We start from the raw sequence: 16,388 nt of genomic DNA on the forward strand, positions 1-16,388 counted from the left end.
CAACATCTAAAGCGGCTAAAGCGAGTGAAGCCCTTCTATCCCAGGGCTAAAAGCTCCTGGGCTTTACGGGCTATTTCAGTAAGGTCGCCTCCGGCGAGGAGTGTGGCGCGGCTGCGCCGCGCCACGCGAGTTTTTGGTTCGTTTTGGCGGCGAAGCCGCCAAAACGAACCAAAAACTGGGGTTTGCGGAGGCGAAGCCTCCCCCAAAGGGCGATTGCATCTTCCGTGTATGCATCCCACCAGGGCACCCGCAAGGGCACCCGCAAGGGCCGCAAGGGGTGCCCCTACACCGGGTTCGGCCCCCGGCCATGTAGGGGCACCCCTCGCGGGTGCCCCACCCCGGTACGGGTACCCCTTGCGGGTGCCCCATTGTATCCGGTTTCGTATGATGCAATCGCCCGAGCCTCCCCCATGCCCCGCGTAGGGTAGCGTAAGAGGCTAGCAAAGCTAGCCTCTTACGCTACCCTACAGCGGAACTGCTGGAAAGAACCCGTTAGCGTTGGAGCACGGGCAAGAAGACCTGGAAGCGTCCTCCGGGCGGGGGTGCCGAGGCTTCAACAAGCACAGTGAGCGTATTGAAGCCATTTTCAGCATCACCTATCGTATAGACCCCAGGTTCGTCAAAGGTGGCAAAGAAGCTGCCGCCAGGGGGGATCAGACCTGTCGTAACCAATACTTCTTGATCGTGATCATGGTCACCGTGTTGAGGATCCACACGGGGGCGAGGATCGGGCGAGGCTTCGGGTTGGCGCGGCACCAAAAGCTCGTTTTCCCAGATATCGCTGTTGACAAACTCGACGACCGAGCCAGGTTGAATAGCGAGCGACGATCCCTCAAAGCCAGATGAACCGATGATCTGGCGATAGCGGCCCCCCCCACCAAACAAGGGCGAAAGGCGGAGCGTTGCCGTCAATGGCCCCCAGTGATAGGCAGGCCCAATCAAGCCCAGACCATCTTCCGGCTCACCCGAAGGGGCAACCCGCGGCACGCTCAGCAGATCCTGGATCTCAAAGTTGCCCAACCCATTGCTGCTGCGAATGATCATGGGTTGGAAGCCATCGGCCTGAACCCGCACGAGCAGAGAGCGGGGGTTGACGGTAAAGCCAAAGCGCCCATTGGCATCAGGATTGATCGGGTTCTGGAATTCGTCATCCTGATAGTCGAGCGGCACGTCGCTGAAGCCATCCGTTGTCATGCGATAGAACGTCACGGTGGCGGTGACGATTGGCGTATCGGTACGGCCATCGAGGATCTGCACGTCCTCGAAGGACGTTAGCAATCCATTACTTTCAGTGTTTTGCGCACCGCAGGTAACGGCCAACCGGAACGCTACATCCTCAGCCAGATCCCCGGTGGTAAAGGTACCGGTATAGATGCCATTGCCGGTTGCATCGGTCAACGCGATCGGATCAAGCCCCCGTATTTGCAAGGTCAAGGCCGCTTCGGCGTCGTCACAGCACGAACGGACACTGAAGGTATAGGTGGTATTGGGGCGCAAATGGACAAACCAGCCATCGGTGGCCGTAAGGCCACGGCGATCCTCTGGGTGCGTCCGTGTATTCGTGCCTTCTTCGCTAAAGACCATGCTCAGCGGATCGAAGGGCAGATTCGGATTCACAAAGATCGCCAGGGGGGCCGAACGTGGACTTGTTTGCTCACCAAGGCGGGCCTGCGCATAGAGTTGATTGCGCCCCTGGTTCAGGGTGACAGCAATTTGCCAGCGCCCATTTGGCCCTGCCGTCGTCGGTGAACCAACGGTAGCCCCGCTCGCGTTGAAGAGGCGCACCTCGGCCCCCGGGGTCGCAAGGCCACGCACCGTCACCTCAACATTGCACGTCACCCCCGAGCCAGGGGCAACAATGACTGGCGCGGGCAGGCCAATGCGCACCGTAGCCGACGCATTGGCATTGCTGGTGGCGTCAGCACGCATCGTGGCCGTATTGATCAGCGTCGCACGCCCGGTCGTGGCCGGAAGGCGGGTACGCACAACAATGCGCCCACCGGTATCAGGGTCAAGCTTGCCAACGGCAAAGCTGAGCCGATTCTCTTCGGCCGTTGGCTCAACTTCGGGGTTGCTCTGCACATCAATGAGCAAATCGTTGATATTCTGACCAGTGATGGCATCAGTGATCACCACATTTTCGGCCACCGCACTGCCCGTATTGCGATACTCGATCAACCAGACCGCAATGCGTTCACCAAGATCCGCATCGAAGACAACGCGACCCACCTTGCGCACCTGCAACTCGGGTTGAGTCGCTGCGCCGCGGCGATTGAGCAGATAATCCTCGGTCTCCCCATGGCGGAAGCGCAACGCGTTGCCCTGGGCATCTTCGAGGCCGCGGCCATCGCCATAGCGCACCTCGCCGACCGTCAACGGTTTGGTCGAAGGCTCAAGGCTCAAGGTCGCCCGCAGCCAGGCCGGACGCTCTTGCAACGCATCAGGCCACGGCACCGCACCGGTTGTGAAGGTCAACGGATTGAGGCCAGGGTTGAGGCTCGCCAGATCAATCGGGGCATCAATCAGGATATGCTCAACCGCAACAGCGGCGCTGCTCCCCTCGGGACACTCAACCGCATCGGCCCAATCGCCATCGCGATTGCCATCGAGCCAGATATTGAGGTAGCCCTTGGTCACGCCTGCTTCAAGCGCAGCCGCCTTGAACGCAGGTGCTACAAAGACCAGTGCACCAACCCTGGCTGGTTCGCAATGCTTGAGCGTAGCGGGATCAAGCCGGATGCCATCATCGGCACGATCGTTATCGGGACGATTAGCAGATGGCACAAGATTATTGCGTGGATCCTGATCGGGTCCAACATCAGCTTCAGCCTCAAGGCTGACCCGTGGGCCAAGGTGGAACGGACGTGGATCAACATGCAGCGGCCCAGAGGGAGTGCCGGTCGCGGGCGCAAAGACGGTCGGAAAATCCGCCTGAATAGTAGGATACGCCAGCATAGACACACCAGCGTGATTCGTGCTATCGGGCGCATCACCAAGATCATTGATACGGATCGGGATGTTCAAGACATGACGCACCGACGTAGCAGGTGCCAGCTCGGGGTCAGGGCAAGGATCGTCAACCGCATCAGGATTCGCCAGAACACAGGCTGTCACCGTACTTGTCAACACTTGATCAACAAGCGTCGCCTGAAAAGTTGGCTCCATCAGCGGCATCGGAGGCACAGGACGGGCAAAACTGCGTGCTTCACCACCGGCCAGGCGGAGAACCTCTTCCTCATCAGGATCTTGCTCGGTGGCGGTAGCCGCCCCAATGGTCACTTCCTGCCAACTGATCTTCACAAAGATCGGCGCATCGGTGCGATTCGTAACGGTGGTACGCAACTCGGCCCGTATACCAGGCACCAACTCATCGAGTTGCGTGGCCTCATTGGCTGAAGCATCACGGGTAAACAGGGCTTGCGTCACCGCCAACGAAGGCTCGTCATTAGCACGAGCAGCCGGAATAGCAACCGCGGCAAGCAGACCGAACAGCAATAAGAGCGGCAAAAACCGACGCCAAACAAGATGAACCAGACGATGCACAGACTACTCCTTTGTGTTCAATACAGAAGACGCACAATAGTGCCTTTATAGTACCCCGTTTGGCAAGAGGATAGTATTGAAATTCGGTAAAGATCTCGGGCAATGGCATCGTCGGCCGTGTGAAGGCCTGAGACCCTTTGCGCCTTTGCGCCTTTACGTCAAAGCATTGGGAAACCTTGTTGACAGACGACGCAACAAAGCCCGCTCAGCAACCTATGGTATCATCCTTAGGGAATACTGGATCAGCTTCATGATAACAACAGAGGTCAGGCGCCCTTATGGATTGGATTTCGCTCGGACTCATTGTGCTTGGTTTAGTTTGTCTTGTAATCGGGGGCGAATTGCTTGTACGAGGCGCGTCGGCCCTAGCAGCGGTCGCAGGCATCTCACCGCTGGTCATCGGGCTCACTGTCGTCTCATTTGGAACGAGTTCACCTGAACTGGCTGTCAGTCTTCAGGCCGGGCTCAGTGGCAATGCCGACATTGCGCTGGGCAATGTCGTGGGCAGCAACATCTTCAATGTCCTGTTCATCCTGGGGCTCTGCGCCCTCATTGCCCCGCTGATTGTCTCGCTCCAGGTGGTACGCCGCGAAGTACCGCTGATGATCGGCGTTTCGTTCTTGCTAGGCTTGCTGGCGATGGATGGGCGCATTACGCGGATCGAGGGACTGGGGCTCTTCATTGGCATTCTGAGTTATGTCACCTGGTCTGTGATCAGCAGCCGCCAGGAGACGGCTCAACATGAAGCTGCGGCTGAAAAACTTGGGGTGGCACAAACGCCAAGGCCAAAAGCCGACGCGCAGCAGATTCTGATCAATGTTGGCCTGGTTGTGGGAGGGCTCGTTGTGCTTGTGCTGGGGGCTGGCTGGCTCGTTGACGGGGCGGTTGAACTGGCGCAGGCGCTGGGGGTGAGCGATGTGATCATCGGGCTCACGATTGTCGCGGTTGGCACGTCGCTGCCCGAGGTTGTCACCTCAGTGATTGCAACGATCCGCAATGAACGGGATCTCGCGGTAGGCAATGTCGTCGGCAGCAACATCTTCAACATCCTGGGCATCCTGGGCATCGCAGCCCTGGTGACCCCAAATGGCATCGGGATACCGCAGTCAGCGATTGTCTTTGACATTCCCGTGATGATCGCGGTCGCCGTCGCGTGTCTGCCGATCTTCTTTACCCGCATGATGATTGCCCGCTGGGAGGGGTTCCTGTTTATGGGCTACTACATTGCGTATACGGCCTATCTGATTCTTGCGGCAACCCAGCATGAAGCCTTGCCCGCGTACAGCAACGTCATGATCGCGTTCGTCTTGCCATTGACGGCGATCACGCTCACGGTCTTGGCCGTGCGAACCTATATGAAGCAGCGTGTGCAGCCCAAGGCCTCATAAATTAGCACTGCCAAGCGCGCCAGCAATGCTGGCGCGCTTGGCAGCGACACACGGGTTCTACGGCACCTACCCCGCCAGAAACTGATTGATCCCTTCAGCAGCGGCGCGGCCTTCCGCAATTGCCCAGACGACGAGCGATTGGCCGCGACTCATATCGCCGGCGGCAAAGACACCGGGGCGCGACGTCATCTTCTGGGCATTGGTGGCAAGGGCACCACGCTCGTTGAGGCCAACCCCGAGTTGCTCAAGCAGACCACCACGGACAGGCCCGGTAAAGCCCATTGCCAGCAGCACAAGATCGCAGGGCAGGGTAAACTGCGAGTCAGGCACAACTTCCATGCGCTTGCCGCCCTGATCATCGGCGACCCAGCGAACCTCAACCGCCTCGACCGCCTCGACGTGGCCCTGGGCATTGCCAAGCAGACGTTGAGTCAGCACGCAATAACGCCGTTCGCCGCCCTCTTCGTGTGAAGAAGATGGGCGCTGCACCCGCGGCCATTCGGGCCAGGGATTGTCAGCCGAGCGCTGGATTGGTGGTTGCGGCAACAGTTCAAACGAGGTAACCGCAAGCGCACCCTGACGCAGCGACGTGCCCACACAATCGGCCCCTGTATCGCCACCACCGATGACAAGCACACGCTTGCCTCGGGCGGTCAGTTCATAGGCAGGCTCGATGGAATCGCCGGCGCCACGCCGATTCTGCTGGCTCAAAAACTCCATCGCAAAATGGACCCCCTTGAGCTCGCGGCCCTCGACAGCGAGATCGCGGGGCTGCTGGGCACCACCGGCGAGCAAGACCGCATCAAAATTGCAGCACAGCTGCTCGGCCTCGAGATCGACCCCAACATGGACGCCGGTGCGGAAGAGCACGCCTTCAGCTTCAAGTTGCGCCAGACGGCGATCGAGGATCTGCTTTTCGAGCTTGAAATCGGGAATGCCATAGCGCAAGAGACCGCCCGGGCGATCGTCACGCTCAAAGACCGTCACCTCGTGGCCCATCCGCCGCAATTGCTGCGCTGCCGCCAGACCCGCAGGCCCCGAGCCAACGACGGCAACACGCTTGCCCGTGAGGAAACGAGGGGGCTGCGGTTTAATCCAACCTTCGGCAAACCCACGCTCAACCGCTTCAAGCTCAAGCATCCGGATCGAGACCGGGGCAAAGTTGAGCCCAAGGGTACACGAACCTTCACACAAAGCAGGGCAGAGATGGCCGGTAAACTCGGGAAAGTTATTATCGGCATGCACCTGAGCACACGCTCGTTGCCAATCGCCCTCGGCCACCAGACTATTCCAGGCAGGAATGTAGTTGCCGAGGGGGCAAGCCACGTGACAATAGGGAATGCCACAGTCGAGACAACGCTCGCCCTGCTGCATCAACGTCCCTGGTTCAACATGCTGATAGATCTCGTGATAATCCTGCAGACGCTCGGCAACCGGACGGGCACGGAACTCCTGTCGTGGATAGACCAGAAATGCATCGGAATTTGCCATACAGAGCCTCACTCACGCGCAACAGTGGGGGAAAATAGCCGCCAGGAACCCACAAAAACACTTCGTGGGCGAATATATGCAGACTGTACGCTGTGCGAGCAGCTTGTGCGGTAATAGAATATTAACTGTAGCTGAGCATCTGGCAACAGAAAGGCACTGCTTGAGGTCACGAGGCCAACTTTGCCGACCTCATTGCCCCCAAGCGGAATGGGAGGAGGAATTTAGCGCTGGACGGTTTCGTAGCTGAGCGCCTGCAAAAAGGTCTCGGCAATCAGGCGATGGCCTTGAGCATTGGCGTGTACATCATCAAAAAGAGCAAAGGTGTGGGTATACTCACGCCCACCGACAAAGGCGGTATAGACCTCGGCAACCGCGACGCCACGACGGCCTGCCTCGGCGCGGATCACCTGATTGAGGCGCTCAACCCAGTAGGCATCACTGCCTTCAAGCGCGGGATCGCCGCCATACGGGTTGTAGTAGGTCATCACCGCAAGATCAGCCTGCGCACCAGCCGCCGCACGGAGTTGATCGAGCGCTGCGGCAAGATTGCGCTGAAAGCGCTGGATCGCCTCTGCACGCTCAGGCGCACTGGCACGCTCCACCCTGATCAGGTCGTTCCCTCCGATCGTCAACGTAATCGGACTCACGCTGCGGCCTTGCGCACGCACCTCGCGCAGATAGGCCAGTGCACGCGGCAGTTGACTGGCGACAAACGAGCTACTCGTCTCGCCCGGCACCGCCAGATTGACCAACTCGAGCGAAGCAGAAGAGCCCAGGCTCGCCACAATCAAGCCGGGGAAACTGTCCTGCTGACGGTCGTCGAGCCGAAAACCCCAGGGCAACGAATCACCCAGGGCAAGATAGACCTCCCCTGGCCCTTGAGGGGTATAAGTCTGTGGACGATTGGCCCAACTGTTGCCCACAATGGCAAACGCAACGAGGCCAATGACCAGGAAGGTTGTGAGCACGATCAAGAGACGCTGTGTCATCATCTTCGCCAAGGATTGAGGAGCAAGAAAAGTAGAATCTGGCCTTCGCTATCCACCAACCGAGCCGTTGACGGCCACGGCAGGAAGGGGCAAGTGGGCCAAGACTCCTCAGATGTGCGCCAGACCGGCCTAACGTCCAGCCTGATTGATATATAATGCAACTATAACTGTATGCAGTATACACCGATTAACGGTAGCGAGTCGTAGGTTATGGCAATAAATAATCCGAAAGCCCAAGCCGATGTCTTGATCAAGCGTGGGCACGAGTTGCTTGAGCAGGGCGATCTGCCGCAGGCAACCGATCTGCTCAATCAAGCGGTCAAGCTCTACTGGGCAGCGGGGGAACAGTATGCGGCGGCGGCTCAGATTGGCAATTATGGGTGGGCCCTGCGCCGTCGCGGGCGGCCCGATCTTGCGCGGCCTTATCTCGAAGAGGCTGCCTCGCTCTTTGCGCAGCTTGGCCTGACCGATTTTGCCGAACGCCATCGTTTTGCCGCCGAAGATGCCCATACCGGCTTGACCGACGATCTGCTCACCAGTCTCCCGCCGGCGGTGCGCGGTGCACTCGAGCGCGGTGATGTCGAGGGGCTTCAGTTTGCCCTGGACGCCCTGCCCCTGGCTGAACGCGAGCTTATCCTTGAGCGCTTGATGACCGCCGGGGTCGTCAGTACCGCACGCAACGATGATGATGTGACCGAGGCGCTTCGTCAATTTGAGCCGTTGCTGCAGGGCATTGCTGCGGTCGCGACAGGTGATGAGCGCGAACGTGCCGATATCGAGATCGCCCTGGTTGAACTGGAACGCAAAGGGTGGCAACTGCGCCAGGTCGTGAGCCAGATCTGGCAGGGCGAACGGAACCTGAGCGTGCTAGGGCAAAAACTCGATGAGCTTGATCAAGCCCTAGTGCAGAAGATGCTTGAGTTGATCGAGCCTCACAGAGCGGGCTAACGCCCGCTCTGTGAGGCGCATGCTAGTGGTTTGTGGCCCCGAGGGTTGCGCGACAGCAGCCTAAACAGAGGAACAAGAGGGCAATCAGGTTATGCGTGAATTGATCCCAGAGCTTGATCAATGGCTGGCTGCTGGCGAGCAGGTGGCGGTGGCGACAGTAGTACAGACGATGGGCTCGTCGCCGCGCCAGGTCGGGGCGATGATGGCCGTCACGGCCAGCGGGCGCATGGCTGGCTCGGTGAGCGGCGGATGCGTCGAGGGTGCCGTGGTCGAGCAGGCCCAGACCGTGTTAGCCAGCGGTCAGGCGCGCTTACTCACGTTTGGCGTTAGCGACGAGACAGCCTGGGAGGTCGGGTTGGCGTGTGGGGGCACGATCGAGGTCTTGGTGGCCCCGCTGGACACCACAAGCGTCTATCCGCTCGTACGTGCCGCGCTGCTGGAAGAACGAGCCATTGCCGTCGCAACGGTCATCGCGGGGGACGGGTATGTGGGTGCGCAGTTGGTAGTTGAGGCGGGAGGTCGCAGCCACGGTACGTTGGGCCGGGTGGGGCTTGATCAGACGGTCAGCACAACAACGACCGATCTGCTTGCTCACGGCACAAGCCGGATCATTGAAGCAGAACAAGGGGCAATCCACATCTTTGTGGCAAGTTTCAATCCACCAGCCAAGCTTTTTCTTGTAGGGGGCGTGCATATTGCCGTCGGACTAGCCACCATGGCCCAACTGATTGGCATGCGTACGATCGTCATTGATGCACGACCAGCTTTTGCCAGCCCCGAGCGCTTTGCCCATGTTGATGAACTGATCGTCGCGTGGCCGGATGAAGCCCTGACCGGGCGCCTCGATGCGCGCAGCGCTGTCGCCGTGTTGACGCACGATCCTAAACTTGACGATCCGGCGCTGCGGGTGGCGCTGCAATCGCCAGCACGCTATATCGGTGCGCTCGGCAGCACCAAAACCCATGCCCGGCGGCTCGAACGGCTGCGCGCTGAAGGCTTCGATGACGCAGCGCTCAGCCGGATCAAAGGCCCAATCGGGCTTGCCATTGGGGCAAAGACCCCGGCAGAGATTGCGGTCAGCATTCTCGCTGAGATAATTAGCCTGGGTAATAAGGCTTCTGATGATGTGACGCAAAGACAAGGATTTAGGAGCTAGAAAATAGGAAAGAGCCGAGCGCATCAGGACGCGATGGAGGCCTCCAAACTGTAAAGTAACCTGAAACCTTGCCAAAGGCGCAAAGACGCAAAGGGCTAACGGTTTTCCAGCAATGAATCCGCCGCCAGGACGATCACCACACACTGACCATTACGAAAGGGGTGAAGGTTCCGATGGATCATGATCAAATCGCCGAATGGCTTTACGAAGGGGCGGTCGCCTTGCAAGAGGGTGATCGCGAGCGTGCGCTTGAATTGCTGTTGCGCGTTGTTGAAGCCGATGAAACCAACGAAGAGGGGTGGCTCTGGCTCAGTGGGGCCGTTGACGACATCGAAGATCAACGGACGGCGCTGCAAAATGTGCTGGCGATCAATCCGCTCAATCACCACGCTCGTTACGGGTTAGAGGTGCTGAGTGGTGAGTGAGGTTCGTCCCAGACGACGACGATCTGACTCCACTCTTTTTCGATGGTGGCGGAGGAGCGAATGGCGGTAGTGCGTTCGTCACGCGGATGCAGAACGAGGCGCGGCGATGTCCAGTCGCGTCCGGGATGGGCTTCGCTACCGCGGAGCAAGACAAAACCGCAGGGATGCGCCGAGAGCGCTTCCCAGACCGAGCCGCGTTGCTCGAAGGCAAGTGAGAGCATCAACGAGGGAAAGATCGTCATCGGGACAACAATACGCCCGCCAGGGACAAGCTGCGTGCGCCAGGCTGGCACGAGATCCCAGGCCCCGGCGGTGACGATAATCCGGTCAAAAGGGGCCGCATCGGGCGCACCCAGCGCACCATCGGCGTGACGAAGGTCAACCTCGGGGTAGCCGGCTTGGTCGAGGTGGACGCGGGCAGCTTTAATCAAATCAGCTTCCAGATCAACACTGACCACCCGCCCGGTCGCGCCGACAATGGCTGCGATCAGGGCCGCGTTGTACCCCGTACCGGTGCCAATCTCGAGCACGCGGTGTCCCGGTTGCAGACCGAGCTGGGCCAGCATAATTGCCATCATGCCAGGCTGCGACGACGAACTGACCCAAGCCCCGGCTTTGCGTTTGACGGCGAGCGCCTGGTCACTGTAGATCTGTTCAAGCGTATGGTCGGGCAGAAAAAGGTGGCGTGGCACAATCTGAAAGGCCCGCGCAAGCTCTGGATCATCGAGCAGACCATCACCCATCAATTGCTCAACCAGTTGGGCGTGGAGCTGGCGGGCCCGTTGGGGATCGAAAGGGGCTTGCTTAAATGGCACACCGGGCCTCCTTTCGGGCTACTACCGTTAGGGTGCGGGGGCGTCAGACCTCAGAGGCGGTCTGAAAAGGAGGTCTGACAACCTACGGTTCACCAGCAATCAATTCATCGGCAGCCGCCAGCAAAGCCGCGATGCGGGCGGGGGCAAGCGGGGGCTGCTTATGCTTGAGATAGAGTTCAAGGGCACGCCGGGGCGTCAAACTCCCAACTAATTCTTGTTCAAGGCCAGCGATGCGGCGCCGCCCCGTGCGTTCAACGTCAATGGTGATCGCAGCAATCACAAAAGAGCCCGCGTCCGAGAGCATCGTACGCAGCAGATCCTCGCGGAGCAGAGGCACCTGTTCACGGGTAGCCTGGAGGTTGAGGCGAACGACTGCTTCGCGCAGATCGTGGCGAGCGATCAGCGTCTGGATCAAGCCCATCGGGTCGCTACTCAAGCGCACATCGTGTTGAATAGTGACAAAAGGACGAGCCGGCAACTGATGAAACTGCCAACGGGCCTGATTGCCTTCGATCGTCACGAGCACACAGCCCTTGGGATCGGCAAATTCACCAAAGTCAACCCGTTCGAGACTCCCAGGGTAGACCATCGGCGGATCGTGCGCGAGGGCCTGATGCTTATGGATATGGCCGAGCGCAACATAAGCAACGCCAGGCTGCGCCATCACGGAACGGGGCAACACGAGATCCTGCCCAAGAGTCATCGCGCGTTCGGCCCCAACCTCAGCGCCATCGAGACTCCCATGGAAGGCAATGATCGCAGGCAAGGCCGGATCGAGTTTGGCTGCGGTCTCGATCACAAAGCGCTCGAGGCGGCGACGCAGTTCATAATCAATCTGGACAAACGACGCATTGCGCATCTCTTCGCGGGTCATCAACATGTGGCGCGTCACCCAGGGGATCGCCATAATCTGCAGCGGGCCTGAGGCCGTCGGGATCACATGCAACGCCAGCCGATCGGCAATCGTGACCCCCTCGACCCCCAAGGCATCGAAGATCGCGACCGAATGGGCTTTGCCCAGTGCCGGCGAGATATCGTGATTGCCGGTCAGAATAAAGACCGGCACCCCGGCTGAGCGAACACGGTTGATCCGACGGGCAAACTCACGCTGATGGGTCGGATTGGGGGCACGTGTTTTATAGATATCGCCGGCAATCAAGACCAGATCGACCTGCTCGGCGAGCCCAAAGGCAAGCGCATCATCAAGCCGATCAAGATAATCAAGGAAACGGGTGTGCAGACCCGTTGCCGGATCGACACGCCCGTAATTTTCAACGCCAAGATGGAGATCGGCCAGATGGAGAAATTTCATAGATCTACAAGAGCCAGGAGATAATGCCCATGATCAGACCCGACGCGAGAAACGACAAGACAAGCACAATCAACGTCTGAGTCGAGTCGCGCAAGTTCATGCTCGACTGAACACCCAGATAAGCGTAGTAGATCTGCACCACCAGCAACACCAGGCTCACCAGTACACCAATGAGACCGACGAGGGCACCAATGAACGGGATCCAGGCAAAGAGCGTGACAATGAACGTAATCACAGCCCCAAGGGCAATCAGTGGCGCAATAAAGAGGGAGAAAGTATAGGCCACTTCGTCCCAGGTACCATCACCAGCATAGAGTTTCTTGCCCATAAAGTAGACCATGCCAGTAAAGATAAAGAACTGGGCCAAGCCGCGCAGGATGGTATCAAAGACGCCCAGGACACTGGGACGAGGCGTACCAGGCAAGAACGAACCAACAAAGCCAAGCACGGCCGAGATAGCAATAGCTACCAGCACATAGACCGCCGCATTGCCGAGGGTGCCATAGCGCTCGTAGCGCTCGAACTTCTCGACGGTCGGATTGGTCATCAGATCCGTGCTCTGGGTAAGCATTTCGGGAACCGACGATTGTCGTATCATAGCCATATGCATTCTCCTTCACAACCAAGCCAGCCAATTTCTTGTGGATAAGACGTGCCACAAGAAGGGGAAGTTGCAGCCCTATTATATACGAATGAGGCAAGGGCGGCACTGACCCATCAACACAATCGTTTTACACTCATCAGCCTGATATACCCACACTATCCCACACTATCCCACATGAATCCCTCATTTGTGTGGGATAAAACCCTCGTCAGCGATCCGAGATCTGTCATACGTTCATTTGTTCTATTGTCAAGAGTTTAACGAACGGGTGTTCGATTTATTGATATGGTATACTAGAAAAGGAAGGCCTCCGGCGAGCTTCGTGGGGCCTGCGGCCCCAACGAAGCTCGCGTGTATGCTGGTGCCAAGACAGCTTCGCTGTCTTGGCACCAGCATACGCACGGGGGTTGAGGGCGGTAGCCCTAACATTCATACATATGGGTGTTCGCAAGCCCCCAGGAGTCGTTCGTTCGCTGGGCAAACGGCTAGCGTTGCTGGCCGTTTGCCCAGCGAACGAAGCCAGGTTTGGGGCCACAGGCCCCCAGGAATCTCGCTTATGCGAGGGTAAACGACCAGCGACGCTGGTCGTTTACCCTCGCATAAGCATAGGTTTTAGGGCGTCAGCCCTCCATAGCAAGGGACAACTCAACCTATGCGCGAGCGCCAGATTTATCTCGATCATGCCTCAACGACCCCGGTTGATCCCGAGGTTCTCGAGGCGATGTTGCCCTATTTTACGCAATATGCCGGCAATCCTTCGAGCATCCATCATGCCGGGCGCGTGGCCCTGCAAGCGCTTGATGATGCGCGTGAGCAGGTGGCGTTGGTGCTTGGATGTACCCGTCGCGAGATCGTCTTTACGGGCGGGGGCAGTGAGGGGGCGAATCTGGCGGTCAAGGGCGCAGCCCTGGCTCAGCGCGTCCGTGGCAAAGGGGCACATGTGATCGTCAGTGCGATTGAGCATCACGCGGTGCTGCACGCCGCCGAGTATCTGACCCACGATGGCTTTGCCGTAACCGTCTTGCCCGTCAATACAGCCGGCCTGGTTGAGCCTGAAGCGCTTGCGCAGGCGCTGCGTCCCGAGACCGTCCTGGTCTCGATTATGTATGCGAACAACGAAATTGGCACCATCCAGCCGATCACCGCCATCGGGGCGCTCTGTCGTGAGCGTGGGGTGCTGGTGCATACCGATGCAGTGCAGGCACCAGGGTCATTGCCGCTCGATGTTGAGGCACTCAAGGTTGATCTGCTGAGCCTGACAGCGCACAAATGCTATGGCCCCAAAGGGGCAGGGCTACTCTATGTACGCCGAGGCACACCGTTGCTCTCGCAGATCAACGGTGGAGCGCAGGAGCGGCGGCGGCGGGCAGGCACCGAGAATGTGCCAGGGATCGTTGGGTTGGCGGCGGCGCTCACCCGTGCCGAAGAACGGCGCATCAGCTATGCGGCACAGATGCGCATGCTCCGAGAGCGCCTGATTGATGGTCTGCTCGACCGCGTACCGCAGAGCTGGCTCAATGGCGACCGCAACGAGCGGCTGCCGAACAATGCCAACCTCGGCTTTGCCGGGGTCGAGGGCGAAAGCATCCTCTTGCTGCTCGACCAGGCCGGCATCGCCGCCAGCAGCGGCTCGGCGTGTACCTCGGGCTCACTCGAGCCATCGCACGTCCTGGTGGCCCTGGGGATGAGCCCCGACGAGGCAAATGGCTCGGTACGCTTCTCGCTTGGAGCCAGCAACTCACTCGAAGAGATTGACTACGTGGTCGAAGTCCTGCCGCCGATGATCGAGCGCCTGCGGGCCGTCGTGCCCGGGTATGAGCCAATTGCGCTTAAGACAAGGATTTAGGAGCTAGAAAATAGGAAAGAGCCGAGCGCATCAGGACGCGATGGAGGCCTCCAAACTGTAAAGTAACCTGAAACCTTGCCTAACTGATCGAAGCGAGAAACCGTGAAGCAGCCTAAGTCGCAGCAGCCAGATGCATCCTTTCCGTGGCGCGGTCTCTGGCAGATGAGTCGCCCCATCATTCTCGCCAGCGGAGGGCTAGCGTATGCGGTCGGCGTCGCGATTGCGAAGTACGAGGGTCTGCCCATTGCCTGGGAGCGCCAGTTGCTTGCGCTCACCCTCACGCTGCTCGCCAACCTGGCGGCGCACTACGCCGATGAGTATGCTGATGCTGACACCGACGCCCTCGCCGTCGCCACGGGTATTTCGGGCGGGAGCGGGGCGATTGCGTCTGGGTTGGCAACGCGCACGCTGGCGCTCCAGGCGGCGTTGGTGGTCAGCGCCCTGACGATCGTGCTCGGCCTGGGGGCAGTTGGCAGCGGTTTACTTCCGGGGGTCGCCGGGATCATCTTGCTGGTCGGTCTCATCGGCGGGTGGGCCTACTCTATGCCACCACTGGCACTCGAGCGCCATGGTTGGGGTGAAATCACCAATGCGCTGCTCGGTGGGTTGTTGATGCCCTTGATGGCCTATGCTACAGCTGGTGGAACGCCACCGTCCTCGGTCTATCTGCAACTCGCCCCGATCGTCGCCGCTGCAATGACCTGCATTCTAGGGGTTCACTGGGCCGACCGCACCGCTGATGCCCAGGTCGGCAAACGCACCCTGGCGGTCATCCTCGGCCCGCGCTTGCGCTGGCTCTGGTGGGGATGGATCGCCCTGGCCTATCTGCTCCCGCTTATGCTCACCCCGCACCTCGTTCCACCGCTCGTCGTCAGCGCAATCCTGCTGACCCTGCCACTGGGCCTCTACGTTGGGATGCGAGCAACACAGACAGCCTCACCCGTCCCAGGGGGAGCGCTCATGGTTGGGTTGATGCTTGCCCATACCGTGGGCTACTGGCTGAGCGCGGACAGGGGCGGTGCTTAGCAAAGGGAGTTCTATGCAACGTGCGATCCGCGCCCTGGCTGCGGTGATGCTCTGGGTGGTTTTTGCTGGCTGTGGTAGCGCACCCGAAGCAGCCGTGTCAGGGACGGGCGCGGCGGGGTCAACGCTGCGGGGTCAGATCACGGTGTTTGCCGCCTCTTCGCTGACCGACGCCTTTGAGGCGCTTGGCACAGCCTTTATGGCCGCGTAGCCCGAGGCGGTCGTCACCTTCAATTTCGCCAACTCTGCGCAACTGGCGGCACAGATCAATGAAGGTGCGCCTGCCGATGTGTTTGCTTCGGCAAACGCGGCCCAGATGCGTGTGGCGGTTGAGGGTGGGCGGATCAACGAGAACGACCAAAGCGTGCTTGCCTATAACCACATCGTGGTCATCACACCTTATGACAACCCGGCGAAGGTGACGGAACTGGCTGAGCTTGCACAACCAGGCTTGCGCCTAATCCTGGCTGATCCTGTCGCGCCTATTGGTCAACACAGCCTGGACTTTCTCGACCAAGCGAGTGCGCAGCCCGCCTTTGGCGCAGATTTTCGTGAGCGCGTCCTCGCAAATGTGGTCAGTTACGAAGAGTCGGCACGCATCGTGCTCGCCAAAATCGTCCTTGGTGAAGGTGATGCGGCCATCGTATTTGCCACCGATGCCGCTGCCGAAGCCGAGAAGGTGCAAGCGATCCCCATTCCCGACGAGTTGAATGTGCGTGCGAACTACCTCATTGCGCCTGTCGCGGATAGTCAAAACCTTGCGCTGGCCGAGGCATTTGTCGCCTTTGCACGCACGGCAGAAGGGCAGGCCATCCTCGCCGATCACGGCTTTCTTCCGATTGAGTAGT

General features: G+C 59.4%; 13 protein-coding genes and 1 pseudogene. 8 read left to right on the forward strand and 6 right to left on the reverse strand.

Translation table 11 applies throughout. The annotated features are described in order from the left end of the window. Window positions 1–492: 492 nt before the first annotated feature. Window positions 493–3,543, reverse strand: a complete 3,051-nt coding sequence (locus tag EKD05_RS21975; RefSeq protein WP_129677187.1) for a hypothetical protein — start codon at window positions 3,541–3,543, stop codon at window positions 493–495. Between the two features lie 278 nt (window positions 3,544–3,821). On the opposite strand from EKD05_RS21975, the gene EKD05_RS21980 reads away from it, so the two are divergent. Beyond that, window positions 3,822–4,931: a calcium/sodium antiporter gene (locus EKD05_RS21980; RefSeq protein ID WP_129677189.1), complete on the forward strand. Its 1,110-nt coding sequence runs from the start codon at window positions 3,822–3,824 to the stop codon at window positions 4,929–4,931. A gap of 66 nt (window positions 4,932–4,997) precedes the next feature. Here EKD05_RS21980 and EKD05_RS21985 read toward each other — a convergent pair whose 3' ends face one another. Then, on the reverse strand, window positions 4,998–6,422 hold the full coding sequence (locus EKD05_RS21985) for a glutamate synthase subunit beta (protein WP_129677191.1): 1,425 nt from the start codon (window positions 6,420–6,422) through the stop codon (window positions 4,998–5,000). 221 nt (window positions 6,423–6,643) lie between these two features. Beyond that, entirely contained in the window at window positions 6,644–7,414 is a 771-nt protein-coding gene (locus EKD05_RS21990; protein WP_129677193.1) for an SGNH/GDSL hydrolase family protein, read from the reverse strand. A gap of 207 nt (window positions 7,415–7,621) precedes the next feature. Between EKD05_RS21990 and EKD05_RS21995 the strand changes: the two genes are divergently transcribed. The 3 genes from EKD05_RS21995 (at window position 7,622) to EKD05_RS22005 (ending at window position 9,940) form a co-directional block, all read left to right on the forward strand. Further along, on the forward strand, window positions 7,622–8,359 hold the full coding sequence (locus EKD05_RS21995) for a tetratricopeptide repeat protein (RefSeq protein ID WP_240695894.1): 738 nt from the start codon (window positions 7,622–7,624) through the stop codon (window positions 8,357–8,359). 91 nt (window positions 8,360–8,450) lie between these two features. Next, complete coding sequence (locus EKD05_RS22000) at window positions 8,451–9,515, forward strand: XdhC/CoxI family protein (RefSeq protein WP_129677195.1); 1,065 nt, start codon at window positions 8,451–8,453, stop codon at window positions 9,513–9,515. Window positions 9,516–9,688: 173 nt separating this feature from the next. Further along, complete coding sequence (locus EKD05_RS22005; protein WP_129677197.1) at window positions 9,689–9,940, forward strand: hypothetical protein; 252 nt, start codon at window positions 9,689–9,691, stop codon at window positions 9,938–9,940. Here the strand turns inward: EKD05_RS22005 and EKD05_RS22010 are convergent. The 3 genes from EKD05_RS22010 to EKD05_RS22020 all read right to left on the reverse strand — a co-directional run bounded on the left by EKD05_RS22010 (window position 9,910) and on the right by EKD05_RS22020 (window position 12,671). After that, a complete protein-coding gene (locus EKD05_RS22010; RefSeq protein WP_129677199.1) occupies window positions 9,910–10,755 on the reverse strand; it encodes a methyltransferase domain-containing protein in 846 nt (281 codons plus the stop codon). The genes EKD05_RS22005 and EKD05_RS22010 overlap by 31 nt on opposite strands. Before the next feature lie 82 nt (window positions 10,756–10,837). Then, entirely contained in the window at window positions 10,838–12,067 is a 1,230-nt protein-coding gene (locus EKD05_RS22015) for an exonuclease SbcCD subunit D (protein ID WP_129677201.1), read from the reverse strand. Window positions 12,068–12,071: 4 nt separating this feature from the next. Next, complete coding sequence (locus EKD05_RS22020; RefSeq protein WP_165360889.1) at window positions 12,072–12,671, reverse strand: YIP1 family protein; 600 nt, start codon at window positions 12,669–12,671, stop codon at window positions 12,072–12,074. A gap of 652 nt (window positions 12,672–13,323) precedes the next feature. On the opposite strand from EKD05_RS22020, the gene EKD05_RS22025 reads away from it, so the two are divergent. From EKD05_RS22025 to modA, 4 genes and pseudogenes are all read left to right on the forward strand, one after another. Beyond that, the gene (locus tag EKD05_RS22025; RefSeq protein WP_129677205.1) at window positions 13,324–14,517 is read left to right on the forward strand and encodes a cysteine desulfurase family protein; all 1,194 of its coding nucleotides are present in this window, start codon (window positions 13,324–13,326) and stop codon (window positions 14,515–14,517) included. 102 nt (window positions 14,518–14,619) lie between these two features. Continuing rightward, the gene (locus tag EKD05_RS22030; protein WP_129677207.1) at window positions 14,620–15,543 is read left to right on the forward strand and encodes a prenyltransferase; all 924 of its coding nucleotides are present in this window, start codon (window positions 14,620–14,622) and stop codon (window positions 15,541–15,543) included. Window positions 15,544–15,556: 13 nt separating this feature from the next. Then, window positions 15,557–15,751 carry a hypothetical protein gene (locus EKD05_RS22035; RefSeq protein WP_129677209.1) on the forward strand — a complete coding sequence of 65 codons (195 nt, stop codon included), beginning with the start codon at window positions 15,557–15,559 and terminating at the stop codon, window positions 15,749–15,751. A 21-nt stretch (window positions 15,752–15,772) separates the two neighbouring features. Continuing rightward, window positions 15,773–16,387: pseudogene (gene modA / locus EKD05_RS22040) on the forward strand (molybdate ABC transporter substrate-binding protein); the annotation flags it as partial. Between the last annotated feature and the right edge of the window lies 1 nt (window position 16,388).

This window comes from Candidatus Chloroploca sp. Khr17 (genome assembly GCF_004138165.1).
In the GTDB taxonomy this organism is placed as follows: Bacteria; Chloroflexota; Chloroflexia; order Chloroflexales; family Chloroflexaceae; genus Chloroploca.

Excerpts from the sequence above, each read along its gene's own strand:
- EKD05_RS21985 (WP_129677191.1), bottom strand. The coding sequence starts at position 6,422 with ATGGCAAATTCCGATGCATTTCTGGTCTATCCACGACAGGAGTTCCGT.
- EKD05_RS22000 (WP_129677195.1), top strand. The coding sequence starts at position 8,451 with ATGCGTGAATTGATCCCAGAGCTTGATCAATGGCTGGCTGCTGGCGAG.
- EKD05_RS22015 (WP_129677201.1), bottom strand. The coding sequence starts at position 12,067 with ATGAAATTTCTCCATCTGGCCGATCTCCATCTTGGCGTTGAAAATTAC.
- EKD05_RS22025 (WP_129677205.1), top strand. The coding sequence starts at position 13,324 with ATGCGCGAGCGCCAGATTTATCTCGATCATGCCTCAACGACCCCGGTT.
- EKD05_RS22035 (WP_129677209.1), top strand. The coding sequence starts at position 15,557 with ATGCAACGTGCGATCCGCGCCCTGGCTGCGGTGATGCTCTGGGTGGTT.
- EKD05_RS21980 (WP_129677189.1), top strand. The coding sequence starts at position 3,822 with ATGGATTGGATTTCGCTCGGACTCATTGTGCTTGGTTTAGTTTGTCTT.
- EKD05_RS22020 (WP_165360889.1), bottom strand. The coding sequence starts at position 12,671 with ATGGCTATGATACGACAATCGTCGGTTCCCGAAATGCTTACCCAGAGC.
- EKD05_RS21990 (WP_129677193.1), bottom strand. The coding sequence starts at position 7,414 with ATGATGACACAGCGTCTCTTGATCGTGCTCACAACCTTCCTGGTCATT.
- EKD05_RS21995 (WP_240695894.1), top strand. The coding sequence starts at position 7,622 with ATGGCAATAAATAATCCGAAAGCCCAAGCCGATGTCTTGATCAAGCGT.
- EKD05_RS22005 (WP_129677197.1), top strand. The coding sequence starts at position 9,689 with ATGGATCATGATCAAATCGCCGAATGGCTTTACGAAGGGGCGGTCGCC.